This is a genomic window from Pseudomonas sp. A (assembly GCF_056270345.1).
The window spans coordinates 711,854-737,306 of sequence record NZ_CM149873.1; the positions used below are offsets into that span (position 1 = coordinate 711,854).

22 protein-coding genes are annotated in these 25,453 nt (G+C 64.3%); 11 read left to right on the top strand and 11 right to left on the bottom strand.

Going from position 1 to position 25,453, the window contains the following annotated elements; genetic code table 11:
* Nucleotides 1-8: 8 nt before the first annotated feature.
* Nucleotides 9-956, top strand: a complete 948-nt coding sequence (locus AC0MAZ_RS03170) for a LysR family transcriptional regulator (protein ID WP_203649331.1) — start codon at nt 9-11, stop codon at nt 954-956.
* Here the strand turns inward: AC0MAZ_RS03170 and AC0MAZ_RS03175 are convergent.
* Both AC0MAZ_RS03175 and hexR read right to left on the bottom strand, forming a co-directional pair.
* Nucleotides 898-1,116 (bottom strand): PA3496 family putative envelope integrity protein, encoded by a 219-nt coding sequence (locus AC0MAZ_RS03175; RefSeq protein ID WP_203649329.1) that lies wholly within the window; start codon nt 1,114-1,116, stop codon nt 898-900. The genes AC0MAZ_RS03170 and AC0MAZ_RS03175 overlap by 59 nt on opposite strands.
* Before the next feature lie 199 nt (nt 1,117-1,315).
* A complete protein-coding gene (hexR, locus tag AC0MAZ_RS03180) occupies nt 1,316-2,182 on the bottom strand; it encodes a transcriptional regulator HexR (protein WP_023630201.1) in 867 nt (288 codons plus the stop codon).
* A 103-nt stretch (nt 2,183-2,285) separates the two neighbouring features.
* Between hexR and zwf the strand changes: the two genes are divergently transcribed.
* On the top strand, nt 2,286-3,728 hold the full coding sequence (zwf, locus tag AC0MAZ_RS03185; protein ID WP_203649326.1) for a glucose-6-phosphate dehydrogenase: 1,443 nt from the start codon (nt 2,286-2,288) through the stop codon (nt 3,726-3,728).
* A gap of 89 nt (nt 3,729-3,817) precedes the next feature.
* Here the strand turns inward: zwf and AC0MAZ_RS03190 are convergent, their stop codons facing one another.
* Nucleotides 3,818-6,694, bottom strand: a complete 2,877-nt coding sequence (locus tag AC0MAZ_RS03190) for an EAL domain-containing protein (RefSeq protein WP_475860142.1) — start codon at nt 6,692-6,694, stop codon at nt 3,818-3,820.
* A gap of 239 nt (nt 6,695-6,933) precedes the next feature.
* On the opposite strand from AC0MAZ_RS03190, the gene uvrD reads away from it, so the two are divergent.
* The 3 genes from uvrD (at nt 6,934) to AC0MAZ_RS03205 (ending at nt 10,743) form a co-directional block, all read left to right on the top strand.
* Nucleotides 6,934-9,117: a DNA helicase II gene (gene uvrD, locus AC0MAZ_RS03195; protein WP_203649319.1), complete on the top strand. Its 2,184-nt coding sequence runs from the start codon at nt 6,934-6,936 to the stop codon at nt 9,115-9,117.
* A 256-nt stretch (nt 9,118-9,373) separates the two neighbouring features.
* A complete protein-coding gene (locus AC0MAZ_RS03200; protein WP_062360080.1) occupies nt 9,374-10,222 on the top strand; it encodes a Tim44 domain-containing protein in 849 nt (282 codons plus the stop codon).
* Between the two features lie 113 nt (nt 10,223-10,335).
* Nucleotides 10,336-10,743: an SMI1/KNR4 family protein gene (locus AC0MAZ_RS03205; RefSeq protein ID WP_028689999.1), complete on the top strand. Its 408-nt coding sequence runs from the start codon at nt 10,336-10,338 to the stop codon at nt 10,741-10,743.
* 143 nt (nt 10,744-10,886) lie between these two features.
* Here AC0MAZ_RS03205 and AC0MAZ_RS03210 read toward each other — a convergent pair whose 3' ends face one another.
* Nucleotides 10,887-12,647 (bottom strand): cation:proton antiporter, encoded by a 1,761-nt coding sequence (locus AC0MAZ_RS03210; RefSeq protein WP_203649317.1) that lies wholly within the window; start codon nt 12,645-12,647, stop codon nt 10,887-10,889.
* 326 nt (nt 12,648-12,973) lie between these two features.
* On the opposite strand from AC0MAZ_RS03210, the gene AC0MAZ_RS03215 reads away from it, so the two are divergent.
* A complete protein-coding gene (locus AC0MAZ_RS03215) occupies nt 12,974-13,459 on the top strand; it encodes an acyl-CoA thioesterase (RefSeq protein WP_050707577.1) in 486 nt (161 codons plus the stop codon).
* On the opposite strand, the gene pdxY is transcribed toward AC0MAZ_RS03215, so the two are convergent.
* Complete coding sequence (gene pdxY, locus AC0MAZ_RS03220; RefSeq protein ID WP_203649315.1) at nt 13,456-14,328, bottom strand: pyridoxal kinase PdxY; 873 nt, start codon at nt 14,326-14,328, stop codon at nt 13,456-13,458. The genes AC0MAZ_RS03215 and pdxY overlap by 4 nt on opposite strands.
* A 120-nt stretch (nt 14,329-14,448) precedes the next feature.
* On the opposite strand from pdxY, the gene AC0MAZ_RS03225 reads away from it, so the two are divergent.
* On the top strand, nt 14,449-14,841 hold the full coding sequence (locus tag AC0MAZ_RS03225; RefSeq protein WP_023629680.1) for a DUF3301 domain-containing protein: 393 nt from the start codon (nt 14,449-14,451) through the stop codon (nt 14,839-14,841).
* Nucleotides 14,842-14,865: 24 nt separating this feature from the next.
* Here AC0MAZ_RS03225 and AC0MAZ_RS03230 read toward each other — a convergent pair whose 3' ends face one another.
* From AC0MAZ_RS03230 to zigA, 3 genes are read right to left on the bottom strand one after another with little or no spacing between them, the layout of a single operon-like run.
* Nucleotides 14,866-15,840 (bottom strand): CobW family GTP-binding protein, encoded by a 975-nt coding sequence (locus AC0MAZ_RS03230; protein WP_475860145.1) that lies wholly within the window; start codon nt 15,838-15,840, stop codon nt 14,866-14,868.
* A 52-nt stretch (nt 15,841-15,892) separates the two neighbouring features.
* Nucleotides 15,893-16,510, bottom strand: coding sequence for a DUF1826 domain-containing protein (locus AC0MAZ_RS03235; protein WP_203649304.1), 618 nt, complete (start codon nt 16,508-16,510; stop codon nt 15,893-15,895).
* The gene (gene zigA, locus AC0MAZ_RS03240; RefSeq protein ID WP_475860146.1) at nt 16,507-17,715 is read right to left on the bottom strand and encodes a zinc metallochaperone GTPase ZigA; all 1,209 of its coding nucleotides are present in this window, start codon (nt 17,713-17,715) and stop codon (nt 16,507-16,509) included. Before zigA ends, AC0MAZ_RS03235 begins: the two co-directional genes overlap by 4 nt.
* Before the next feature lie 110 nt (nt 17,716-17,825).
* Here zigA and AC0MAZ_RS03245 point away from each other — a divergent pair, with 110 nt between their 5' ends.
* Nucleotides 17,826-18,203, top strand: coding sequence for a glutamine synthetase (locus AC0MAZ_RS03245; protein ID WP_203649300.1), 378 nt, complete (start codon nt 17,826-17,828; stop codon nt 18,201-18,203).
* Between the two features lie 24 nt (nt 18,204-18,227).
* On the top strand, nt 18,228-19,109 hold the full coding sequence (gene folE2, locus AC0MAZ_RS03250; protein ID WP_475860148.1) for a GTP cyclohydrolase FolE2: 882 nt from the start codon (nt 18,228-18,230) through the stop codon (nt 19,107-19,109).
* A gap of 4 nt (nt 19,110-19,113) precedes the next feature.
* Here folE2 and AC0MAZ_RS03255 read toward each other — a convergent pair whose 3' ends face one another.
* Entirely contained in the window at nt 19,114-19,641 is a 528-nt protein-coding gene (locus AC0MAZ_RS03255) for a DUF3617 domain-containing protein (protein ID WP_050707585.1), read from the bottom strand.
* A 129-nt stretch (nt 19,642-19,770) separates the two neighbouring features.
* Here AC0MAZ_RS03255 and cls point away from each other — a divergent pair, with 129 nt between their 5' ends.
* Nucleotides 19,771-21,210: a cardiolipin synthase gene (gene cls / locus AC0MAZ_RS03260; RefSeq protein WP_475860151.1), complete on the top strand. Its 1,440-nt coding sequence runs from the start codon at nt 19,771-19,773 to the stop codon at nt 21,208-21,210.
* Nucleotides 21,211-21,245: 35 nt separating this feature from the next.
* On the opposite strand, the gene cfaB is transcribed toward cls, so the two are convergent.
* Entirely contained in the window at nt 21,246-22,430 is a 1,185-nt protein-coding gene (gene cfaB, locus AC0MAZ_RS03265) for a C17 cyclopropane fatty acid synthase CfaB (protein WP_232855424.1), read from the bottom strand.
* 216 nt (nt 22,431-22,646) lie between these two features.
* On the opposite strand from cfaB, the gene lpdA reads away from it, so the two are divergent.
* Nucleotides 22,647-24,047 carry a dihydrolipoyl dehydrogenase gene (lpdA, locus tag AC0MAZ_RS03270; protein ID WP_475860152.1) on the top strand — a complete coding sequence of 467 codons (1,401 nt, stop codon included), beginning with the start codon at nt 22,647-22,649 and terminating at the stop codon, nt 24,045-24,047.
* A gap of 155 nt (nt 24,048-24,202) precedes the next feature.
* Here lpdA and hcnC read toward each other — a convergent pair whose 3' ends face one another.
* The gene (gene hcnC, locus AC0MAZ_RS03275; protein ID WP_475860154.1) at nt 24,203-25,453 is read right to left on the bottom strand and encodes a cyanide-forming glycine dehydrogenase subunit HcnC; all 1,251 of its coding nucleotides are present in this window, start codon (nt 25,451-25,453) and stop codon (nt 24,203-24,205) included.

The following is a 25,453-nucleotide window of genomic DNA, read 5'->3' on the forward strand; positions in this document are numbered from 1 at the left end:
AGTCCTTGATGCGTATGACTTTACGTCAACTTCAGGTGTTCAACGAGGTGTGTGATCTGCGCTCCTACAGCCGGGCGGCCGAGGAGATGGCGCTGACGCAACCCGCCGTTAGTCTACAGATCCGCCAACTCGAGGAGCTGGTCGGCCAGCCGCTGTTCGAGTACGTCGGCAAGAAGCTCTACCTGACCGAGGCGGCCGAGGCGCTGCAACGCGCCAGCCGGGATATCTTCGGGCGCCTGGAGAACCTCGACATGCAGCTGTCGGACCTGCAGGGCTCATTGCAGGGGCAGCTGAAACTGGCGATCGAGTCCAGCGCCAAGTACTTCGTGCCACACCTGTTCGCCGCCTTCAAGCAGCGCCACCCGGAGGTCAACCTCACCCTCACGGTGGTCAACCGGGCCCAGGCGATCCGGCGCCTTTCGGACAACCGCGACGACCTGACCATCATGTCCATGGTGCCCCAGGACATGGGTCTGGAATTCCTGCCCTTCCTCAACAACCCGATCATCGCCGTGGCACCGCCGGACCACCCGCTGTGCAAGCTGGAGCAACTTCGCCTGCAGGACCTCGAACCTCATACCCTGCTGGTTCGCGAGCAGGGCTCGGGCACGCGCAAGGCCTGCGAGGAGTTCTTCAAGGACAAGCGCGTGCACTTCACCCAGACCCTCGAGGTAGCCTCAACCGATGCCCAGCGCGAATGCGTGGTGGCCGGCCTGGGCATCGCCCTGCTGACCCGCCACGCAGTCAATTTGGAGCTGGCCACCGGCGTGCTCAGGGAACTGCCGGTGGAGGAGTTGCCGCTGTACCGCAGCTGGTGCCTGGTGCAATCCAAAAGCAAGCGCCAGTCGCCGGTCGCCTTGGCGTTCCAGGCGTTCATCCGCGGCGAACGTGCGCAAATCAGTGGGCTTGTTGAGCGTTTCTCGGGGAAGTTGCCGCCGATACCTGCCACACCGTGATGTCCTGCAGGTCGGGGTAGTCGGCCAGTTCGCGCAGCAGCTGGCGCTGGTCGCAGTAGCTTTCGATCGCGCGACGGAACTCCATGCGGCGCTGGTCCTTTTCCTGTTGCTTGCGAGCCTTGGCGTTGGGTTGGTACACACCTGCGTGATCATGTGCCATTGCCTGTCTCCCAGATAGGATGCGGGAGTTTCAGACTGGCAAGCTTGTTTTGCCGTTTCGCTGCCAAAGGGTGACAGATCGATGAATTCTGTCGGCCCATTCGCGGGTAAACCCGCTCCCACAGATTCACCACAGCACCTGAGGCTGGAGGGGAATCCTGTGGGAGCGGGTTTACCCGCGAAGAGGCCGGTACAGGCGATCAGTCGTCGGTGGCCTTGATCGACTTCGGCGACAAACGCAGGCTGCGCAAGCTGCGCTTCACGCTCTTGAGGTGGTTGACCAGGCTTGGCCCACGGGCCATGGCCACGCCCATGGCCAGCACGTCGATCACCACCAGGTGGGCGATACGCGAGGTCAGCGGGGTGTAGATCTCGGTGTCTTCATGCACGTCGATGGCCAGGTTGACCGTCGACAATTCGGCCAGCGGCGTCTGGCTCGGGCACAGGGTGATCAGGTTGGCGCCGCTTTCACGCACCAGGTTGGCGGTGATCAGCAGGTCCTTGGAACGCCCCGACTGCGAAATGCACACCGCCACATCGCCCGGCTTCAGGGTGACCGCTGACATCGCCTGCATGTGCGGGTCGGAATAGGCCGCGGCGCTGAGCAGCAGGCGGAAGAACTTGTGCTGGGCATCGGCCGCGACCGCGCCGGAAGCGCCAAAGCCGTAGAACTCCACGCGCTGGGCCTGGGCCATGGCGGTCACCGCCTGCTGCAGCGCTTGCGGGTCGAGGTGCTCGCGCACTTCCATCAGCGTGTGCAGGGTGGTGTCGAAGATCTTCAGGCTGTAGTCGGCGACCGAGTCGTCTTCATGGATGGCAAACTGGCCGAAACTGGCGCCGGCGGCCAGGCTCTGCGCCAGCTTGAGCTTGAGGTCCTGGAAGCCCGAACAGCCTATCGCCCGGCAAAAGCGCACGATGGTTGGCTCGCTGATCCCCACGCTGTGCGCCAGGTCGGCCATCGAGCTGTGCATGACGGCAGCCGGATCGAGCAGCACATGGTCGGCCACTTTGAGTTCCGATTTACGCAGCAGGTGCCGCGATTGGTCGATATGTTGCAACAGATTCACGGGCTGGACTCGGTTATGATCGGCGTGCCGGGATGTAGCTTTCTTGTAGTTATACTACATGCTTGCCAACCCGCCCAGCTAAACGAACGTGGAGAGTGGTGGTTTGACGATTCCTTGCGACATCCTGGTCTTCGGCGGCACGGGCGACCTGGCCCTGCACAAACTGCTCCCGGCGCTCTACCACCTGTATCGCGAGGCCCGCCTGCACAACGCCGTGCGAATCATTGCCCTGGCCCGGCGCAACCTTTCGCGCAACGACTACCTCAAGCTCGCCGAACGCCACTGCCGGGCGCAGATCGCCCGCCAGGACTTCGACGAGGACGTCTGGCAGCGCTTCTGCGCACGCCTGGACTATTTCCCCATGGACGCCGCGCAAAGCGCCGACTTCGGTCGCCTGGCCCGCTACCTGGGCGAACCTGGCGGGTTGACCCGGATCTTCTACCTGGCCACCGCGCCCAAGCTGTTCGTGCCCATCGCCAACCACCTGCGCATCGCCGGCCTTGCCGACAGCGAGGCGCGCATCGTGCTGGAGAAGCCCATCGGTCACTCGCTGGAGTCGGCCACCGCGATCAACGAGGCCATCGGTGCGGTGTTCAGCGAACCGCAGGTGTTCCGCATCGACCACTACCTGGGCAAGGAAACCGTGCAGAACCTCATGGCGCTGCGCTTTGCCAATGCCCTGCTGGAGCCGGTGTGGCGCAACGGCCAGGTCGACCATGTGCAGATCAGCGTCTGCGAGACCCTTGGCGTGGAAAACCGCGGCGCCTACTACGACCGTGCCGGCGCCACCCGCGACATGCTGCAGAACCACCTGCTGCAATTGCTCTGCCTGGTGGCCATGGAGCCGCCGGCGCAGTTCGAGGCCGAGGCGGTGCGCGACGAAAAGGTGAAGATCCTCCGCGCGCTCAAGCCCATCACCGGCCAGGACGTGCAGGACAAGACCGTGCGCGGCCAGTACGGCGCCGGCAAGATCGGCGGCCAGGAAGTACCGGCCTACTACTTCGAGAAGGACGTGGACAACGACAGCGACACCGAGACCTTCGTCGCGGTGCAGGCGCACATCGACAACTGGCGCTGGGCCGGCGTGCCCTTCTACCTGCGCACCGGCAAGCGCATGGCGCGGCGCTCGTCGCAGATCGTCATCCAGTTCAAGCCGGTGCCTCACGAGCTGTTCAGCGGCGGTCAGGTCAACCAGCTGCTGATCCAGCTACAGCCGGACGAGCACATCAGCCTGCGCATGATGACCAAGAGCCCGGGCAAGGGCATGCGCCTGGCACCGGTCGAACTGGACCTGAACCTCGCCCAGGCCTTCGCCCAGACCCGCCGCTGGGACGCCTACGAGCGGCTGCTGCTGGATGTGCTGGAAGGCGACTCGACACTGTTCATGCGCCGCGACGAGGTCGAGGCCGCCTGGGCCTGGATCGACCCGATCCTGCAGGGCTGGGAGGAGCACTTCCAGGCGCCACGTCCCTACCCCGCCGGCAGCAATGGCCCGGAACAGGCCAACAGCCTGTTGGCACGCCAAGGCCAGGCCTGGCACCTGTAGGAGCGGCCTCGTGCCGCGAAACGGCTGCAAAGCAGCCCCGGCAACTCCAAGCCGGGCGCCTATTATCAACGCCTTGAAAAGGCCGACCTTCAGCGCAACAGGTCGGCCGTCGAGCGATCAAGCAGCGCGCGGAACGAGGTCGCGTCCACCGGCCGGCTGATCAGGTAACCCTGCACCTCGTCACAGCCATGCTCGCGCAGGAACTGCAATTGCTCGCGGGTTTCCACCCCTTCGGCCACTACCTTCAGTCGCAGGCTCTTGGCCATGGCGATGATCGCCCGGGTGATCGCCGCGTCCTGAGTCCCTTCTAACAGACCACGGATGAATGCCTGGTCGATCTTCACGTAGTCGACCGGGAACCGCTTGAGGTAGCTCAGCGACGAGTAGCCGGTGCCGAAATCGTCGATGGCCAGCTTCACCCCCAACGCGTGCAGCTGTTCGAAGGTGGTGATGATGTGCTCGACGCTGTCCAGCAACTGGCTTTCGGTCAGCTCCAACTCCAGCAGGTGCGGCGCCAGGCCTGACTCCTGCAGGACCTGGCGCACCAGGCTGACCAGTTTGCCCTGGCGCAGCTGGTACACCGACAGGTTGACCGAAACGCGCACCTCCAGGCCCTGGCGCAACCATTCGCACGCCTGCCAGCAAGCCTGGCGCAGCACGAACTCACCCATGGGCGCGATCAGCCCGGTCTCCTCGGCTAGGCCGATGAACTCACCGGGCGGCACCATGCCCCACTCGGGGTGCAGCCAGCGCACCAACGCCTCGGCCGCATGCAGCTGGCCGGTGCGCAGGCACAGCTTGGGCTGGTAGTAGACCAGCAACTGGCGCTCGTCGATGGCCTTGCGCAGCTGGTTCTCCAGTTGCAGGCGCTCCAGGGTGCTGGCGCGCAGGCTCTCGGTGTAGAACTGGAAGCTGTCGCCGCCCAGGTGCTTGGCATGCTGCTTGGCCATGTCGGCCTGGCTGACCAGGGCATTGAGGTCCAGGGTGGCGTCGGACAACAGGCTGATACCTACCGAGGCGCTGATCACCACCTCGTGCCCGCCGACGCGCTGGGGCACGCGCAGCTTGTCGAGCAGCCGGGTGGTGACGCGCACCAGGCTCGACAGGTTGGTGTAGCCGTCGAACAGCACGGCGAACTCGTCGCCGGACAGGCGCGCCACGGTATCGGCCTCCGGCACCGCGTTGGCCAGGCGCTGGGCCATCTTCTTGAGCAGCTGGTCCGCCAGTTCATGCCCCAGGCTCTCGTTGAGCAGCTTGAAACGGTCCAGGTCCACATGCAGCAGCGCCAGGCTGCGACCGTTCAGGCGCATGCGCTGCGCCGCTTCGTGCAAGCGCAGGCGGAACAGCGCCCGGTTGGCAAGCCCGGTGAGGTCATCGTAGTGCGCCAGGTAGCGCAGGCGCTCCTCGGACTCACGGCGTGCGGACAGGTCGGTAAAGAAGCCGACGATGTTGACGATCCGTCCCCGAGGGTCATTCACGCTGTTCAGTTGCAGCCACTGCGGGTAGAGCTCGCCGTTCTTGCGCGCCTCGACCAGCTCGCCCTGCCAGCGGCCCTGCTGCTCCAACGCTTGGTCGATGGCCTGGCTGTGGCGCCGGGCATCGCGGCTGCAGGGCAGTTCCAGGGCATTGCGGGCGATCAGCTCGGCCCGGCCGTAGCCGGTGACATCGCAGAAGGCCTGGTTCACCGCCAGCAACTGGAAGTCCGCGTCGAGAATGGCGATCCCTTCGCTGGCCGCCTCGAATACCGTCGCGGCCAAGCGCTGCTGCTCTTCCTGTTCCTTCTGCGCGGTGATGTCGCGGCGGGTGCCGAGCATGCGCAGGACCTTGCCCTGGTCATCGGACTCCACCGCCCGCCCACGGTCCTCGATCCAGCACCAGTGCCCCTGGGCGTGGCGTACCCGGTACTCGACCCGGTAGTCCTCGGTGCGCCCCTTGAGGTGCTCGACCAGCGTGCGCCGCAGCACAGGCAGATCATCAGGATGCAGCCGTGGCTTGAGGTCGGCGCGCACCGAGCGCACCTGCTCCGGATCCAGGCCAAATAAAGTGTGCAACTGGGTGTGGTGGACCTCGTCGGTTTCCAGGTTCCAGTCCCACAGCCCGAGTTCGCTGGCTTGCAAGGCCAGGGCCAGGCGCTGCTCGCTCTTGCTCAGGGCCTGGTTGGCCAGATCCAGCTCATGACTGCGTTGGGCCACCCGCTGCTCGAGGCCGGCATGGGCCTTGCGCAGGTCGTCCTCGGCCCGGCGTCGTTGGGCGATCTCGGCGCTGAGCTGACGGTTGAGGCCCTCGCCATGGCGCTGGGCGTTCTGCAGGTGCTCGATCAGCGCCTGGTTCTGGAAGCGGCGCAGCAGGCCGCGCTCGATCAGGCGATTGACCTGCCAGGCCACCACCATCAGCGCCACCAGCAGGATCAGCCCCAGCCAGCCCCAGCCGCGCTGGTGCCCGGCGTCATAGACGAACAGAAACGCGATCGGCGGCAGCAGGCACGGCAGGGCGAAGCTGAGAAACGCCGGCAGGCTCACCGCGTAGGCGACACTGGCGGACAACGCCGCCGCGCCGAGCAGGCCGAAGACCCAGGCCTGCTGCACGAAGTTGTCCGCCGGCGCCAGGGCGATGACCGCGCTGGCCAAGGTCAGGCCGCTGAACGCCGAGCCGAGCAGGAACATGCGCCGCCAGGTCGGCTTGGCCTGGCGCGCCGGCGTCGCCGCGTCGAAGGCCGCCACCTGGATCACCCGCAGCGCCACCAGCGCCAGCAACCAGGCCAGCCACACCCCGACCAGCAGATAGCGCGCAGGGCTCCACAGCAGCCAGGCGCAGAGCAGGCCGTTGAGCAGCATGAACAAGGTGGGCAACAACGAGCCCTGGTACAGCAGGCGAGTACGCTCGATCGACAGCTGGGTGGCGAATTGCCTGCGAACGCTCCTTGTCGTCTCCGGCGATGCTCCGATCGCCCCGCAATCCTGGGTCATATTGGCTGGTTTCTTTTGTGTTCTTGTTATGGCTGACCGCAAATGTGCAGGGAGCATACACAAGCACCGCGTCGGACCAAACTGCTCTGCGTCATGATTTCGAAAATGTCTGCTGCGTCCAGGTCTGACCGCTCAACCACGGGTGCCGGGCAAGACCACCGATGAACGGTCGAGCGTCCGCCCGGCGATTTGCACCCGGGGCGTTTGCCCCTGCCTTCGCGCGGCCATAGAATGCCCGGATGCATAATGACGACCTCTCCCTCCTGCTGAACTCCCTCAACGACGCTCAACGCCAGGCCGTGGCGGCCTCGGTGGGGCGCCAACTGGTTCTGGCCGGCGCCGGCTCGGGCAAGACCCGCGTGCTGGTGCACCGCATCGCCTGGCTGATCCAGGTCGAGCAGGCCTCGCCGCACTCGATCCTGTCGGTGACCTTCACCAACAAGGCCGCGGCGGAAATGCGCCAGCGGATCGAGCAACTGCTGGGCATCAACCCGGCCGGCATGTGGGTCGGCACCTTCCACGGCCTGGCCCACCGCCTGCTGCGGGCGCACTGGCAGGAGGCGGGGCTGGCGCAGAACTTCCAGATCCTCGACAGCGACGACCAGCAGCGCCTGATCAAGCGGGTGATCCGCGAGATGGGCCTGGACGAGCAGAAATGGCCGGCGCGCCAGGTCCAGTGGTTCATCAACGGGCAGAAGGACGAAGGCCTGCGCCCACGCCATATCCAGGCCAGCGGCGACCTGTTCCTGGCCACCATGCGCGACATCTATGTCGCCTACGAGCAGGCCTGCGACCGCGCCGGGGTCATCGACTTCTCCGAGCTGCTGCTGCGCGCCCTCGATCTGTGGCGCGACCACCCGGACCTGCTCAGGCACTACCAGCGCCGCTTCCGCCACCTGCTGGTGGACGAGTTCCAGGACACCAACGCCGTGCAATACGCCTGGTTGCGCCTGCTGGCCTCCGGTGGCGACAGCCTGATGGCGGTGGGCGACGACGACCAGTCGATCTACGGCTGGCGTGGCGCCAAGATCGAGAACATCCACCAGTACACCGCCGACTTCCCGGACGCCGAGCTGATCCGCCTGGAGCAGAACTACCGCTCCACCGGCGGCATCCTCAAGGCCGCCAACGCCCTGATCGCCAACAACAGCGGGCGCCTGGGCAAGGAACTGTGGACCGACATGGGCGAAGGCGAGCCGCTGACGCTCTACGCCGCCTACAACGAGCATGACGAAGCGCGCTACGTGGTCGAGACCATCGAAAGCCTGATCAAGCAGGGCAACGCGCGTAACGAAGTGGCCATCCTGTACCGCTCCAACGCCCAGTCGCGGGTGCTGGAAGAGGCCCTGCTGCGCGAACGCATCCCGTACCGCATCTATGGCGGCCAGCGCTTCTTCGAGCGCGCCGAGATCAAGAACGCCATGGCCTACCTGCGCCTGCTCGAAGGTCGCGGCAACGACGCGGCGCTAGAGCGGGTGATCAACGTGCCGCCACGGGGCATCGGCGAAAAGACCGTTGAGGCCATCCGCGACCACGCCCGCCACAGCCAGTTGTCGATGTGGGAAGCCATGTGCCAGCTGCTCGCCGCCAAGGCCCTCAAGGGCCGCGCCGCCAGCGCCCTGGGCGCGTTCATCGAGCTGCTCGAGAACCTCGCCGCCAAGGTGCTGGACATGCCGCTGCACCTGATGACCCAGACGGTCATCGAGCAGTCCGGGCTGATCGTCTATCACCAGGAAGAAAAAGGCGAGAAAGGCCAGGCCCGGGTGGAAAACCTTGAGGAACTGGTCAGCGCGGCGCGCAACTTCGAGACCAGTGACGAAGACGCCGACCTCTCGCCGCTGTCGGCGTTCCTCGGCCACGCTTCGCTGGAGGCTGGCGACACCCAGGCCGACGAGCACGAGGACAGCATCCAGCTGATGACCCTGCACAGTGCCAAGGGCCTGGAGTTCCCGTACGTGTTCCTGGTAGGCATGGAGGAAGGCCTGTTCCCGCACAAGATGAGCCTGGAAGAGCCCGGTCGTCTTGAAGAGGAGCGCCGCCTGGCCTACGTGGGGATTACCCGGGCCATGCGCCAGCTGGTCATGACCTACGCCGAGACCCGTCGACTATATGGCAGCGAGACCTACAACAAGGTGTCGCGCTTCGTCCGGGAGATCCCCGCCGGACTGGTGCAGGAGGTGCGCCTGTCGAACACCGTCAGCCGTCCGTTCGGTGGCGCGAAGACGCCGGCCAGCAGCCTGTTCGCCAACGCCAGCATCCCGCAGACCGCCTTCAGCCTCGGCCAGCGGGTGCAGCATGCGGTGTTCGGCGAGGGCGTAATCCTCAACTTCGAGGGCTCCGGGGCCCAGGCACGGGTGCAGGTGAACTTCTCCGAGGGCAGCAAATGGCTGATGCTGGGCTACGCCAAGCTGGAAGCTATCTGACTGGACTGAACGACACGCGCCTGTAGGAGCGGCCTCGTGCCGCGAAAGGGCCGCAAAGCGGCCCCGGCAATTTCAGCGTCACACCGCAACAGGGGCTGCTGCGCAGCCCTTTCGCGGCACAAGGCCGCTCCTACAGGTGAACGCGTAGATCCGGGCGATCAGGCAAAAGCTCGAAACATCTTGTCGCTGGCTATGTCTGCCAGTTCATGTGCACCATGACGCGCGTGCAATCCACACAAACGGGAATCCCCATCTTATGCAACGTTTTCTTAGCATCGCTCTGGCGCTCTGCGTCGGCCTGACGCTGAGCCTCGACGCCAACGCCAAGCGCTTCGGTGGTGGCAAGAGCTCGGGCTCCGCGCCTATCCACCAGACCCGCCAGGCCACCCCGACCACGCCTGCCGCCGCCCCGACCGCTCCTGGCCGCGCACCCGCTGCCGCCAGCGGTGCCTCGCGCTGGCTGGGCCCACTCGCCGGCCTCGCCGCCGGTGGCCTGCTGGCCTCCATGTTCATGGGCGACGGCTTCGACGGCATGCAGATCCTCGATTTCCTGATCATGGGCCTGATCGCCTTCCTGGTCTTCCGCTTCATCGCCGCGCGCCGTCGCCAGCAGCAGCCGCAACACGCTGCCGCCGGCCACGCCCCGTACCAGCGCGAAGCACAGCCGCAGGCCGCACCGCAGTCGATCTTCGGCGGCTCCGCCGCACCGGTCGCCTCGCCTGTGATCAACGCCCCGGCCTGGTTCAACGAAGCCAGCTTCCTGTCCGCCGCCCGTTCGCACTTCCAGTCGCTGCAGCAGCACTGGGACGCCAACGAGATGGACAAAATCGCCGAGTTCGTCACCCCGCAGATGCTCGAGTTCCTCAAGCGCGAGCGCGCCGAGCAGGGTGAAGGCTTCCAGTCCACCTACATCGACGACCTCGATGTGCAACTGGACGGCGTCGACGAGCGCGCCGACCAGACCGACGCCACCCTGACCTTCCGTGGCGTGTCGAAGACCTCGCGCTTCGACCAGGGCGAAGCCTTCAGCGAAAGCTGGCACATGGTTCGCGCCCATGGCGAAAACCAGCCTTGGCTGCTGGCCGGTATCCGCCAAAACGGTTAACCGTCGCACGTTGCAGAAAAAACCCCGGGCCTGTCCCGGGGTTTTTGCTTTTGCCAGAGCGGCCTACTAGGGTATAACGCGCAGCGTTGTCATAAGGTCAGAGGATGTGAACCGTGGAAGAAGTGATCGAACAACTCCGTGAAGCCAACGAGCCGGTACCGGTGCCGCTGGAGCTGCCGGACGAGGATCAGCTGGTCGAGATCGAGGAAGAGCTGTTCATCAACATCCCGTTCGTGTTCAAGGAATACCTGCTGACCGTCAGCGACGTGGTGTACGGTAGCCTCGAGCCGGTGACCGTGACCGATCCGCAATCCCACACCTACCTGCCGGAAGTGGCGGCCAACGCCTGGGACGCCGGTGTGCCCCGCGATCTCATTCCCATCTGCCAGGACGGAGACGACTACTACTGCGTCGAAGAGGACGGCACCGTGGTGCTGTGGTCCGGCGAAGAAGAAATCGTCACCGAGGAAAGCTGGGAATCGGTCTGGCACTGGGCACGGGATGTCTGGCTGGAAAGCTGAATGAGAAATACCCGCATAAAGTGATGGCTTATAGCTACCAATCACTCGTAGAATCGCCAGGCTCTCTGCGCCTGGCGACACTGCTACCGCTCCATCCCCTCGGACGACGGTGAAATCTTGCGCAGAAAGCGTTAACCGCCCGCTCAGTGCGAATGATCGCGGCTGTTCTCCAGCGTCTCCAGCAACGCCACCTGCATCCGCGTATGCACCCGGATCAACCAGCGCCACAGCAGCGCCACCACCACCGCCGCCACCACCACGATGACCAGCAGCAGTTCGCTGGTCGGCAGGATGCTTGCCGACAAGGCCGACAGCAGCAGGAAGATCACCAGCAGTGACAGCAGCGGAATCACCTCGGCGATCACCCGCCGTACCCGCTGGGTATGCCGCCCGGCCATCTCGGGCTTGACGCCCATCTCCGCCAGCAGCATCGACAACGCCTTGAGCTTGCGATACGCCGCGATCAGGAACGGCAGCGACAACAGCAATGCCGCGCCCCAGATCATCGCCTTCTGCTGGCCGGCGTCCGCCACCCACTCGCTCAACCAGCTGCCGATGCGCCCGGCGAAGTAGCCGCCACTGAAGAAGATCGCGATCACCAGCGCCAGGTTGACCCCGACTTGCAGCAGAATGCGTCGGATCATCGCCGCCAGCATGGCCCCCTCGCCCTGCGGCTGGATGCTGCGCAACCACTCGCCGTACAACGACAGCACCCGTGCCACGCGGCTCGGCACCACCTTGCCCAGCCTGATCGACAACGGATCGGCGGCACGGATCAGGTACGGTGTCAGCAAGGTGGTGATGGCCGACACCGCCACTGCGACCGGATAGAGAAAGTCACTGGTGACCTGCAGGGTCACCCCCAGGGCGGCGATGATGAAGGAGAACTCGCCGATCTGCGAAAGCCCCATCCCCACGCGCAACGAGGTGCGCCCGTCGTTGCCGGCGATGAACGCGCCCAAGCCGCAGGAGAGCATCTTGCCCAGTACCACCGCCAGGGTGATGACCACGATCGGCCAGGCGTACTCGACCAGGATCGACGGGTCGATCATCAAGCCGATGGCGACGAAGAAGATGGCGCTGAACAGGTCGCGAACCGGCTCGATCAGGCGCTCGATCTTCAGCAGCTGGCGCGACTCGGCCATGATCGCACCGATCAGGAAGGCGCCGAGCACCATGCTGTACTCGAGCTTGACCACCAGCAGGCAGAAACCGAAACACAGGCCCAGCACGGTGATCAGCAGCATCTCGTTGCTTTCGAATTTCGCCACGTAGGCCAGCAGCCGCGGCACCAGCAGGATGCCGATGACCAGCGCGACGATCATGAACAGCGACAGCTTGCCCACGGTGGAGAACACTTCGCCGGAGCTCACCGAGCCACTGACGGCGATGCCCGACAGCAGTGCGATGATACCGATGCCGAGGATGTCCTCGACGATCAACACGCCGAAGATCAGCTGGGCGAAACGCTCGTTCTTCATCTTCAGGTCGTTGAGCGCCTTGACGATGATGGTGGTCGAGGAGATCGCCAGGATCGCCCCGAGGAACAGCGAATCCATGGTGTTCCAGCCGAACCAGCGACCGATCTCGAAACCGATCCAGATCATCAGCACGATTTCCAGGAAGGCCGCGATGAAGGCCGTGGCGCCGACCTTGAACAGCTTGCGCAGGCTGAACTCCAGGCCCAGGCAGAACATCAGGAAGATCACCCCCAGCTCGGCCAGGGTCTTGATGGTGTCTTCGTCGTGGATCAGGCCGAACGGCGGCGTATGCGGGCCGATGATGAAACCAGCGACGATATAACCCAGCACCACCGGCTGCTTGAGGCGATGAAAGAGGATGGTGACCACCCCGGCAACCAGCATGATCACCGCCAGGTCCTGGATGAAGCTGATGGCATGCATGGCGTGATACTCCTTGTTTTCAGTGCTCGGGGCGAACCGCTCCTCTGCCGGACGATCCTTCGGCGCGGAGCAGGCACATAATCTTGTGATAGACGCAAAAGCCCACGTTGCATGGGCGTCGTCAGGTTAACATCGCGCCGTGCCACAAATTGCCGATGCAATATGCAGAAACAGATCGGCCGATTCGACACCGCCGATGGCAAGATTGGCGTGACGATGGAGCGTCAGCCGACGTCCCGTACCAGGATGGGAAACCTCAACGAGGGGAAACAGAAGTGTCTGCAGATACCCGCCCCGAATCCGTGCAAATTCACCGTGAGCTCTCTATGGAACCTGGAAACGCCCAGCTGACCATGACCGTCCTGATGACACCGGACATGGCCAATTTCTCTGGCAACGTACACGGCGGCACCCTGCTCAAGTACCTCGACGAAGTCGCCTATGCCTGCGCCAGCCGCTATGCCGGCACTTATGTGGTGACCCTGTCGGTGGACCAGGTGATTTTCCGCGAACCGGTGCATGTCGGCGAGCTGGTGACCTTCCTCGCCTCGGTCAACTACACCGGCAACACCTCGATGGAGGTGGGCATCAAGGTGGTCACCGAGAACATCCGCGAGCGCTCGGTACGCCACTCCAACAGCTGCTTCTTCACCATGGTCGCGGTGGACGACGACCGTCGCCCGGTGAAGGTGCCGCCGCGCCAGCCGCAGAGCAGCGAGGAGAAGCGCCGCTTCCTGCAAGGCCAGCAACGCCGCCAGATCCGCCAGGAGCTGGAACAGCGTTACCAGAACCTCAAGGCTGATTCGATCTAGTACATCAGGCGCTGCGCCTCGAAGCGCACCCGTGGATGGGCGATGCGATCCTGGGCCCGCACCAGCTGCAGCTCATAGCTGGTACAGGCCTGGGTTTCCAGCAGCACCTCATGTACCGCGGCGGCGGTGAATTCGAAAGCCTGCAACCAGTCGTCACCCAGCAGCACGCGGGCGAGGAACAGCCCGGAGGTCAGGTCGCCCACGCCCACCGGCTGGCGTGGGAAGGCCAGCAAGGGCCGGCGCAGGTGCCAGCTGGCATCACGGGTCACCAGCAGCATCTCGAAGGCGTCGTCCGCCCGCTGTGGATAATTCAGGTGCTTGACCAGCACCACCTGCGGCCCGCGCTCCAGCAACCCGCGCGCCATGCTCACGCAATCGTCCAGGGACTGCGCGCGACGGCCACAGAAGCTATCCAGCTCGAGCTGGTTCGGGCACAGGATATCGGCCTTGGCGACGGCCTCCTCGAGCAGGAACTCGCTGACCTCTGCCGGTACGATGCAGCCCTTCTCGGCATGCCCCATGACCGGGTCGCACAGGTACAAGGCCTTAGGATTGACCGCCTTGATCCGCTCGACGCCGGCCAGGATCGCCCGCCCCTGCTCGGCACTGCCCAGGTAGCCCGACAACACCGCATCGCAGTGGCCCAGCTCACCGATATTGGAAATGCCTTCCACCAACGCGGGAATTTGCGCTGGGGCAAGCACTTCCCCAGCCCACTGTCCATACTGAGTATGGTTGGAGAACTGTACGGTGTTGAGCGGCCAGACGTTGACCCCAACCCGCTGCATGGGAAACACCGCGGCGCTGTTTCCGGCGTGTCCAAAGACCACGTGGGACTGAATGGCGAGCAGGTGCGGCGTACGTTTCATGCGGGACGATTCCGAAACTGTGTGAATAAGTGTGCGGCCCGCAGTATGAACCCGATTGCCATCTGTACGACAGGCCAGAGACGCAGTTAAGCTGGATCGACCTGTCTGGAGCTTACGCAAATGCTGACCCTGGAAAACCTCTTCGTCCTGATGCTGGTGGCGACCGCAGGCGCCTGGCTGTGGCACAACCACGGGCTGCGCGAAAAGGCCCTGGCACGGGTCAAGCAGCATTGCGCCAAGCTCGACCTGGAACTGCTCGACGACGCCGTGGCGCTCAAACGCATCGCCTTCGTGCGTGACGCCAATGGCAGGAAGCGCCTGGCGCGCATCTACAACTTCGAGTTCACCGTCACCGGTGAACAACGCCACCCCGGCACCGTCACCCAGTTCGGCGCCCACACCATGCAGATTGAACTCGCGCCCTATCCGTTCGAGATCAAGACCCCGCCGCGTACCGACAACGTCATCGAGATGCAGCAGTGGCGCCAGGAACATAACCGCTGGCGCAATTGATCAACGGATCAACGGATCAACGGATCAACGGATCAGCTGGCAGCCGCCGATGGCCGCTTGCAGGGCCTGCAAGGGTTGCGGTCGATCGAAGATCAGCTCGATACGCGAGTCCTTGCGCCATTCGCTGGAACGCCACTCCAGCGTCCCGCCTTCCAGGCCGTTGAACGACTGCCAGCCTTCCGTGCTGTGGATAACACCCTTCGCCCGGCGCCACACCCATTGCTCGAGAACACCGCGCAGCACCGCATTGTCGAAGCATTGGTCGGGATGCCAGCGCCAGCCGACGCTCCAACCTCCCTCCCCCTGCTGAAACTGGCAGATCGGCTGTCGTGGATCGGTCCACAGGGTGGGCAACGGCACTGCACCGTTATCCACAGGCAGGCTGCCAAGGTCGAGAGTGCCTACTGCTACGGGGGTTGAAACAGGCAATACAGCAAGCGGCAGTACCCCGTGATCCGTCCAGCATGACGGTATTGCGGGTAGTGATGCAGTTATCAACAAGCGTTCGGCTTCATCCACAACGCTCGCCTTGTTGAACACCAGCATCCCCGCTTTCGCCAGTGCCTGGTGCTGAGCCTCAGGCAGGACGCCGCCCCGGGACAGGGCTGCGGCATCCAGCACCATCAGCAGTGGCTGGACCGACAGTACGCCAGTCCAGGGTGGGCGTCCCAGTTGCTCCAGCAACTCGAGCGGGTGACCAAGGCCGGACGGTTCGATGAACAGACGGTCCGGGCGCGCCTTGCGCAGCAAACGGCCAAGCCCCACCTGGAACGGCGCGCCATTGACGCAGCACAAGCAGCCTCCCGCCACTTCACCGATGGCGATGCCCACCTCGTCGCGGCTGAGCAAGGCGGCATCGAGGCCGACCTGGCCGAACTCGTTGACCAGCACGGCCCAGCGCTCGCCGGCTGGACGCTGCTCCAGCAGGTGGCGGATCAGGCTGGTCTTGCCGGCGCCGAGGGGGCCGGCGATCACATGGGTGGGAATGTCCTGCAGCATGGCTCGGTATCGGGGGGGATTGATGGCAGTCTATACCGCCGGGCCCCGCGATTCATGCCAACCAGTCCAGGCTCAGCAACAATCGGCGCTCCCCGGCAGGCGTCAGCGGTGATCGGTGCACCAATCCCGCGCCCTCGTTGCCCAGCCACTTCTCGCCCTTGAGCAGGGCCACCTCTCCCGCCGTCAGGCGCCGAACGTTATCCACAGGCGGTAACGACTGCTGCAAGCGCGCGCGATCGATCGCTCCCTCCGCCAACCATTCGCTGCCCGCGCCGGCATAGGTGCTGAGCAGGCGCACCGGCACATGGTCCACATGCATGCGCGGACACATCGCCCCGTCCAGTACCCGCACGCGTACACCGAGACGACGGGCTCCCAACAGGCAGGTATAGGCGGCCACCAGCCAGGCCACATCCGCGACGAAACCGTCATAGCCGTGCAGATCAGCGGCCTCCCTGAGCAAACCGGGCAAGGCCGGCGGGTGGCGTTCATCCACCTCGATCACCCGCTCATCGGCCAGGGACTGGCCAAGACTGAGCACCAGGTTGGCGAAGTCCTCCACCTGGGCCGGCAGGCGGCGCTGCCAGACCGCCAGGTTGACGCCATCCTGAAGAATGTCGGTCATCACCTGGGGCGATTCACCGAACACCTGGCGGATATCCACAGTCATGCCACCGCGTCCTCATGCCAGGCACCGAAAGGATCGGGTAGCCGCAGCCAGGCCATCGGTCCAGTTTCCATCTCCTCGTCCGTGAGCAGGCAGGCCTCCAACTCTGTGGATAACCGCTGGAAGTCGATGTTCTGCCCGATGAACACCAGTTCCTGGCGGCAATCGCCGCTTTCCACCGACCACTGCTTGAGGATCGCCGCGGTGTTCTCTTCGTCCTGCGGCCATTGCTCGCGTGGCACGAAGCGCCACCAGCGCCCCGCCAGGCCGTGACGCATCATGCCACCGGCCTGGGACCAGCTCCCGGCCTCCTGATACTTGCTGGCCAGCCAGAAGAAGCCCTTGGAACGCAGCAACCGGCCGTTGCTCCAGGGCGTGTGGATAAAATCGAAGAAGCGCTGCGGGTGGAACGGCCGACGAGCCTGCCAGGTGCTGGCGGCGATGCCGTATTCCTCGGTTTCGGGTACATGCTCGCCCCGCAGTTCGCGCAGCCACCCCGGAGCCTGGGCTGCCTGGTCGAAATCGAACAGGCCGGTATCGAGGATGCGCGACAGCGCCACCTGGCCCATCACCATCGGCACGATCTGCGCCCGGGCATTGAGGCTGCGCAGGATGGCCACCAGCTCCTCGCGGTCAGACTGGCTGATCAGGTCGATCTTGCTCAGCAACAGCACGTCGGCGAATTCGACCTGCTCGATCAACAGGTCACTGATCGAGCGCTCGTCCTGTTCACCCAAGGTCTCGCCACGGCTGGCGAGACTCTCGGCGGCCTGGTAGTCACGCAGGAAGTTCAGCCCGTCGACCACGGTGACCATGGTGTCCAGGCGCGCCATGTCGGAGAGGCTGCGCCCCTGTTCGTCGCGAAAGGTGAAAGTCTCGGCGACCGGCAGCGGCTCGGATATTCCGGTCGACTCGATCAGCAGGTAATCGAAGCGGCCCTCGCCGGCCAACCGCGCCACCTCTTCCAGCAGGTCCTCGCGCAAGGTGCAGCAGATGCAGCCGTTGCTCATCTCCACCAGTTTTTCTTCGGCCCGGTTCAGGCTGACGTTGCGCTGGACCTCGCTGGCATCGATGTTGATTTCGCTCATGTCGTTGACGATCACGGCGACGCGCAGGTTGTCGCGGTTGCGCAGCACATGGTTGAGCAGCGTGCTCTTGCCGGCGCCGAGGAAGCCGGACAGCACGGTGACAGGGAGACGGTTGGGCATGACTAACCTCATCGGGCAGGCGCATTCGAATCGATGCATTGCACAATGTTATATTATAACAATACAATTTCGCCAAGCCGTGTCGACCGAACGGTTGTCTGGAGAGCGTCATGAAATCATCCGGCCTCGCTGCCTTGCTGCTGCTCGCAACACCCACGCAGCTCTTCGCCATGCCTCACACCGACCTCGCTCTGTGCACCCGCAGCGCGACCTTGCTCGCCTGCCAGGATGGCCAGGGCAACTACTACAGCGTGCGTACCGAAGGCAGCACCTTCTACCTGCGTGGCTACGAAGTGGCAGGCAAACGCCTGTGGGCTCAGACCAACAGCCGCTACGGCACGCTGACCTTCTTCACCGGGCTGGCCAGCGACGGTGAAGCCTGGGTGGGTTACAGCCGCCGCATCGGCTGGACCACCCTCAACCGTGTCTCCAGCTCCAGTGGTCAACGCTTCAACCTGCACTGCAGCCTTGTCGGCGGTTGCCGCTGACTGCCATCACTTCAGGATCCTTTCATGTCTAGCCTCGCCCTTCCCGACATCGCCGCACAGAGCAGCCAGCAGGCACTGCCGCTGGACTGGGTCGGCATGTGCGGTATCGCTCTGCCACTGCTGGTCGACGGACGCAGCCTCGGCGCACACGCCGATGCCGGCGTGAGCCTGGATGACGGCGCAGCCCGGGGCATCCATATGTCACGGCTGTACCTGGCGCTGGAAGCGCTGGAACAGCAAGCGTTGAGCCCGCAGCTGATTCGCCGGACGCTCGAGCATTTTCTCGCCAGCCACGAAGGCCTTTCGAACGCCGCCTACCTGCGTCTGGCGTTCGATCACCTGCTTAAGCGCCCGGCGCTGGTCAGCCCGCTTGCAGGCTGGAAAAGCTATCCGGTGAGCATCGATGCCCAGCTGAAAGATGAAATGTTCCACGTGGAACTATCGGTGCACATTCCCTACTCCTCGACCTGCCCATGCTCAGCGGCGCTGGCCAGGCAGCTGATCCAGGCGCAGTTCGACCGGGACTTCGCTGACCAGTCGCTTGAGCGGGAACGTGTTCGCCAATGGCTTGGCAGCAGTAACGGCATCGTTGCGACACCCCACAGCCAAAGGAGCTTGGCCAAGCTGCAAGTCCGCCTGGACGGCGACGAGCTCAGGCTGACCGAGTTGATCGAGACTGCGGAGGCAGCTTTGGGCACGGCCGTACAGACGGCAGTAAAGCGCGCCGACGAGCAGGCCTTTGCCCTGGCCAACGGACAGAACCTGATGTTCTGCGAGGATGCCGCCCGCCGCCTGCATGCGGCCTTGCGAACGCTAACGGGCGTGAGCGGCTTCAGCGTGCGCGTGGAACATGCAGAGAGCCTGCATGCCCACGACGCAGTGGCGGTCAGTCGTTATCGCTGGTGACAGATCAGGTACGCGGCTTGACGGTTCCACAGTCATTCCCAAGCCACACCGCCCGGGTGTCCATGCTGCCCTGCTGCTGGACCCCGGAGGCATTGAAGGTGCCGTTGACCTTGGTCAGGAACTCCCGGTCGCTGAGGAAGGTGGCCTGGCCGTTGCCCTGGGCCTTGGGGCAACTGAACTGGAACTTCCAGACATTGCCATTGCGCTCGGTGATCTTCTGCGTGCACCCCGACTGCGGATCCTGCAGCGGAATGTCGTTGGTCTTGACCTGCTCCGCAGTCAGGCACGAACGCACCCCCTTGCCCCCCACCGTGATGCCCTGCTTGGCCAGGGCACCCTCCATCATCGCCCGTTGCTCGGGCGGCAGGTTCTTCAACTGACCGAGCATGAACTCCATGTCCGGCAACGGCTTGCCATCGACCTGCATGTTGCTGGTGGTCAGTTCCCACAGGCCGGGTTGCAGCATCTGCGCATGAACCAGCGGACTACCCAGCCCCAGTACCAGGGCAAGCAGTGGCAGACGAATCTTCATGGATGAAAGCTCCTCGAAATACCGGCTCCGGCCGGACTGAGCCGTTAGACGTCAAAATCGCCTGTGGGTTGCAGGCATACCCTCGAACGTGGTCTGTTAGCAGCAGTGCTCTCGGCAAGCAGGATGCGTATGGATTTCCACAGCCCCTACTTCTTCGGTTACTTGCTCGGCCTGATTCATCTGCTCGGCCTCATCGCCGCGCTGCATGCGGTGTTCACCGTGCGCACCGCCCAGGGTGCGATCGCCTGGGCCATGTCACTGCTGTTCATCCCCTACCTCACCCTCATCCCCTACCTGGTGTTCGGCGCCCGTTCCTTCTACGCCTATATCCAGGCGCGGCGCCAGGCCAACCAGGAAATGCACGTGGCCATGGCCAACCTGAACTGGCGGCCCTGGGTGGAGGAAGCGTTGACCGCCCGCGAGTCCGGCAGCTACGCCGCCCTGCGCGCCATGCCCAAGCTGGGGCGCATGCCGTGTCTGGCCAACAACGAGGTGAAGCTGCTGATCGATGGCGCCGCCACCTTCGAGGCGATCTTCTCGGCCATCCGCACCGCGCGCGACACCGTGCTGGTGCAGTTCTTCATCATCCATGACGACGCCCTCGGCCGGGAGTTGCAGCAACTGCTGCTGCGCAAGGCCGCCGAGGGCGTGCGGGTGTTCGTGCTGTACGACCGCGTCGGCAGCCATGCCCTGCCAGCCAGCTACAGCCAGGTACTGCGCGACGGCGGCGTACAGATCGAAGCGTTCGCCACCCGGCGCGGCTGGTTCAACCGCTTCCAGGTCAACTTTCGCAACCATCGCAAGATCGTCGTGGTCGATGGCCTGCTCGGGTTTCTCGGCGGCCATAACGTAGGGGACGAGTACCTAGGGGCGCACCCCAAGCTGTCACCGTGGCGCGACACCCATGTGCAGATCGGCGGTCCGGTGCTGGCCTGCCTGCAGGAGTCCTTCGCCGAGGATTGGTACTGGGCCACGCGCCAGCTGCCGCCGCTGATCCTGCCCGACGTCTACCCGGAGAACGGCGTGCTGTGCCAGGCCTTGGCCAGCGGCCCGGCCGATCCACAGGAAACCTGTGCGCTGTTCTTCCTCGAGGCGATTCACTCGGCCACCCGACGGGTCTGGATCACCAGTCCCTATTTCATCCCCGACGAAGCCATCTTCGCCGCCCTGCGCCTGGCAGTGCTGCGGGGTGTCGACGTACGCATCCTGATTCCCTCGCGCCCCGACCACCGCATCGTCTACGCCGCCTCCAGCCTGTTCGCCTTCGAGGCGGTGCGCGCCGGGGTGCGCATGTTCCGCTACCTGCCGGGCTTCCTGCACCAGAAGGTGGTGCTGGTTGACGATGAGGTCAGCGCCATCGGCAGCGCCAACCTCGACAACCGCTCGTTCCGGCTGAACTTCGAGATCACCCTGCTCACCGTGGACCGCGCTTTCGCCGACCAGGTCGAACGGATGCTGGAGGATGACTTCGAGCAGGCCCGGGAGATCACCGCGGAGGACAGCCGCGACACCCACCGCCTGCAACAGCTGGGGATGCGTATCGCACGGCTGATTTCACCGATCCTGTAGCCCGGCGAGCCTTGTCGGCACGCCGGGCTAGCCGATCAGCGATAGAGGTCCTCACGGGTCCACGGCAGGTCGTGGTGGCCGTCGGCGTAGGGCTTCACCGCGAGAATCTGGTGCAGGTTGATCCAGCCCTTGGTGAAGGCGTAGGCGCAACCGGCCAGGTACAGGCGCCAGATACGCAAGGTCTTCTCCGGCACCAGCGCGGCGGCGCGGTGCAGCTGGTTCTCCAGGTTCTCGCTCCAGTGGTTGAGGGTCTTGGCGTAATGCAGGCGCAGGCTCTCGATATCGACCACCTCCAGGCCCGCCTCGCAGATCCGCGCCGTGATCATCGAGATATGCGGCAGCTCGCCGTGGGGGAACACATAACGGTCGATGAAGTCCCCCGCGCCACGGCCAACCGGACGACCATCGACGTGCTTGGCGGTGATGCCATGGTTCATCACCAGGCCACCTTCACGCACCGCGCCGAACAGCCGCTGGCAATACAGCTCGAGGTTGGCATGCCCGACGTGTTCGAACATGCCGACGCTGACCGCCTTGTCGAAGCGACCATCCTGGGGCAGGTCGCGGTAGTCGAGGATCCGCAGGTCGACCTTGTCGGCCAGGCCCTCCTCCTTGACCCGTTGGCGACCGAGCTTCAGCTGCTCCTTGCTCAGGGTGATGCCAAACACCTTGGCGCCGTACTCGCGGGCGGCGAATCGCGCCAGCCCGCCCCAACCGCAACCGACATCCAGCAGGTAGTCGCCGGCCTGCAGGCGCAGCTTGCGGCACAGGTGGTCGAACTTGTCCTGCTGGGCCTGGGCCAGGGTGTTGTCCGGCTCCTTGAAGTAGGCGCAGGAGTAGACCATGTCCGGGTCGAGCCACAGTTGGTAGAAATCGTTGGACAGGTCGTAATGGTAGGAAATGGCTTCGGCATCGGTGCGCTTGTCATGGGACGTGCGCTCCGGCAAGAACTCGTCTTCATCCTTGAGCAAGGCTTCGCTGAGCTCGTCGCAGACCCGGATGACTTCGCCGATATCGCCTTCCAGCTCCAGCTTGCCCTCGACAAAGGCGGAGCCAAGCGCCTCCAGGTTCGGATGGGTGAGCTGGGCGATCAGCTGGGGTTCCTTGACCAGGATGGTGACCTGCGGGCTCGGCCCCAGATCGAACTGGTTGCCGTCCCACAACTTGACGCGCAAAGGTAAGTGCAGGCTCTGCAATGCGGGTGGAAGTTGCGCAAGCATTCATGACCCTCCCTTTCATTGATACGGGACGCCAAGCCTCAAGCTGTCGGACGTCACCGGATCAGGGTAGTTCATTCGTGCGAAGTTTCCGTTAATCGCGACCATAGTCTAGAACTATCTGGTCCGGGCCGCACAACAGATTGTATACAATTTCAATCGCTCAGACTAACCTTGTGCCCCTCTTCGCTTCCTCACACTCTCGGAGTAACGAAACCCATGAAATCCTATGACGTGGTGATCATCGGCGGCGGCCCCGGCGGCTACAACGCAGCGATCCGCGCCGGCCAGCTGGGCCTGAGCGTGGCCTGTGTCGAGGGTCGCTCGACCCTGGGCGGCACCTGCCTGAACGTCGGCTGCATGCCTTCCAAGGCGCTGCTGCATGCGTCCGAGCTGTATGAGGCAGCCAGCGGCGAAGAATTCGCCCACCTGGGGATCGAGGTCAAACCGACCCTCAACCTGGGCCAGATGATGAAGCAGAAAGACGAAAGCGTGACTGGCCTGACCAAGGGCATCGAGTACCTCTTTCGCAAGAACAAGGTCGACTGGGTCAAGGGCTGGGGCCGCCTGGACGGCGCCGGCAAGGTGGTGGTCAAAGCCGAGGACGGCAGTGAAACCACCCTGCAGGCCAAGGACATCGTCATCGCCAGCGGTTCCGAACCCACGCCGCTGCCTGGCGTGACCATCGACAACCAGCGCATCATCGATTCCACCGGCGCCCTGTCGCTGCCCCAGGTGCCCAAGCACCTGATCGTGATCGGCGCCGGCGTGATCGGCCTGGAGCTGGGTTCGGTGTGGCGCCGCCTGGGTGCCGAAGTGACGGTGATCGAATACCTGGACCGCATCTGCCCGGGCACCGATGAGGAAACCGCCAAGACCCTGCAGAAGGCCCTGGCCAAGCAAGGCATGACCTTCAAGCTCGGCAGCAAGGTGACCCAGGCCACATCCAGCGCCGACGGCGTCAGCCTGACCCTGGAGCCCGCCGCCGGTGGCAACGCCGAAACCCTGCAGGCCGACTACGTGCTGGTGGCCATCGGTCGCCGTCCTTATACCAAGGGCCTTAACCTGGAAAGCGTGGGGCTGGAAACCGACAAGCGCGGCATGCTCGCCAACGACCATCACCGCAGCACGGTCCCGGGTATCTGGGTGATCGGCGACGTCACCTCCGGCCCGATGCTGGCGCACAAGGCCGAGGACGAAGCGGTGGCGTGCATCGAGCGCATCGCCGGCAAGCCCCACGAGGTCAACTACAACCTGATCCCCGGCGTCATCTATACCCGCCCGGAACTGGCCAGTGTCGGCAAGACCGAGGAGCAGCTCAAGGCCGAAGGCCGTGCCTACAAGGTCGGCAAGTTCCCCTTCACCGCCAACAGCCGGGCCAAGATCAACCATGAGACCGAAGGCTTCGCCAAGGTTATCGCCGACGCCGTCACCGACGAGGTGCTGGGCGTGCATCTGGTTGGCCCGAGCGTGAGCGAGATGATCGGCGAGTTCTGCGTGGCCATGGAATTCTCGGCCTCGGCCGAGGACATCGCCCTCACCTGCCACCCACACCCGACCCGCTCCGAGGCGCTGCGCCAGGCGGCGATGAATGTGGATGGGAAAGCGATGCAGATCTGAAGCAAAGCCTTGCGTTAAACCGTGTGGGAGCGGCTTTAGCCGCAAAGCAAGCGATTCGGTGGATGGCACCGGCTTCGCCGGTGTTCGCGGCTAAAGCCGCTCCCACAGGTACTACGCCAACCTGTCGGAGCGGCCTTGCCCCACGAGTGCTCGACCTAGCCGTGGGCCAGTTGTTTATCCACACCCTCACGGAAGCGCGACGCCAGGAATGGCGTGATATCCAGCGGTAACGCCTCGTTGTGGACAACCTTGTCCAGCAACACACCGGTAATGGCCGACGTGAGGATTCCTGTACGGAAATGTCCACAGGCATTGAAATAGCCCTGCACATTATCCACAAGCCCGAGGATCGGCAGCTCGTCCGGTGACCCCGGGCGCAGGCCGGCCCAGGTGCGCTTGAGGTTCACCTGCGCCAGCTGCGGCACGCAACGAATCGCACCCTGCACCAGGCCGCTGATTTCCGGGAAGGTGTTGCTGACATCGAAGCCCTTCTCTTCCGTGGTACTGCCGATCAGGATCTCGCCATTGTCCTTCTGCGCCATGTAGCAATCGCTGGTGGTGATGCAACCATCGAGCAGCTTGGGCAGGCGTTCGGTCAGCACGATCTGGCCCTTCACCGGCTTGACCGGAATGCTCTCCCCGGTCGCCCATTCGCTCAGCTCGGCGGCCCAGGCGCCAGCGGCATTGATCAAGGTGGCGCAATGGAACTCGCCGGCCTCGGCGGTGCGCACGCCCTTGATCCGCGAGCCTTCATGCAGCACGCCGGTGATGTTCACGTTCGGGTACAAATCGACGCCGTTCTGCCGCGCCGCCTCCATGTAGGCATCGCCCAGGCGGAACGGGCTGACCTGATGGTCGCAGAGAAACTCCAGCGCGCCATTGGCCTTGAGCGTCACCGCCGGCTCCGAGGCCCGCAGCGCGTCGCGGTCGAGCCAGCGTACCTGGTCGGCCAGGTGCGGGATCTGTTTGACGATGTGCTCGGCGTACAGTTGGTCTTCTTCATCCTGGATGATGTACTTGAGCCCGGTGCGTTCGAACTTGAAGTCCATCCCGTGGCGCTCGATCAGCTCCTGGTGCAGCTGTGGATAAAGCGCGTTGGACTGCAGGGCGAAGTCAAAGAAGCACTCCGGCAGGATGTGCGGCGTGCTCGAGTCAACCACCACCGCCGCGCCGTTGGCCTCACGCTTGTTGCGCGAGGACATCATGCGAAAGAAGATCACCCCGCAGCCCAGTCCCACCGACTCGCCGATGGCCCACAGGCCGCCGGCCGAGGCACGGGTGGCGTTGCCCGGGCGCTTGCAGTCGATCAGGGCGATCTTCAGGTTGTGCCGCTTGGACAGCTGGTAGGCACAGGACGCGCCGATCACGCCGCCACCGGCAATGATGATGTCGTAATGCTTGTTCAT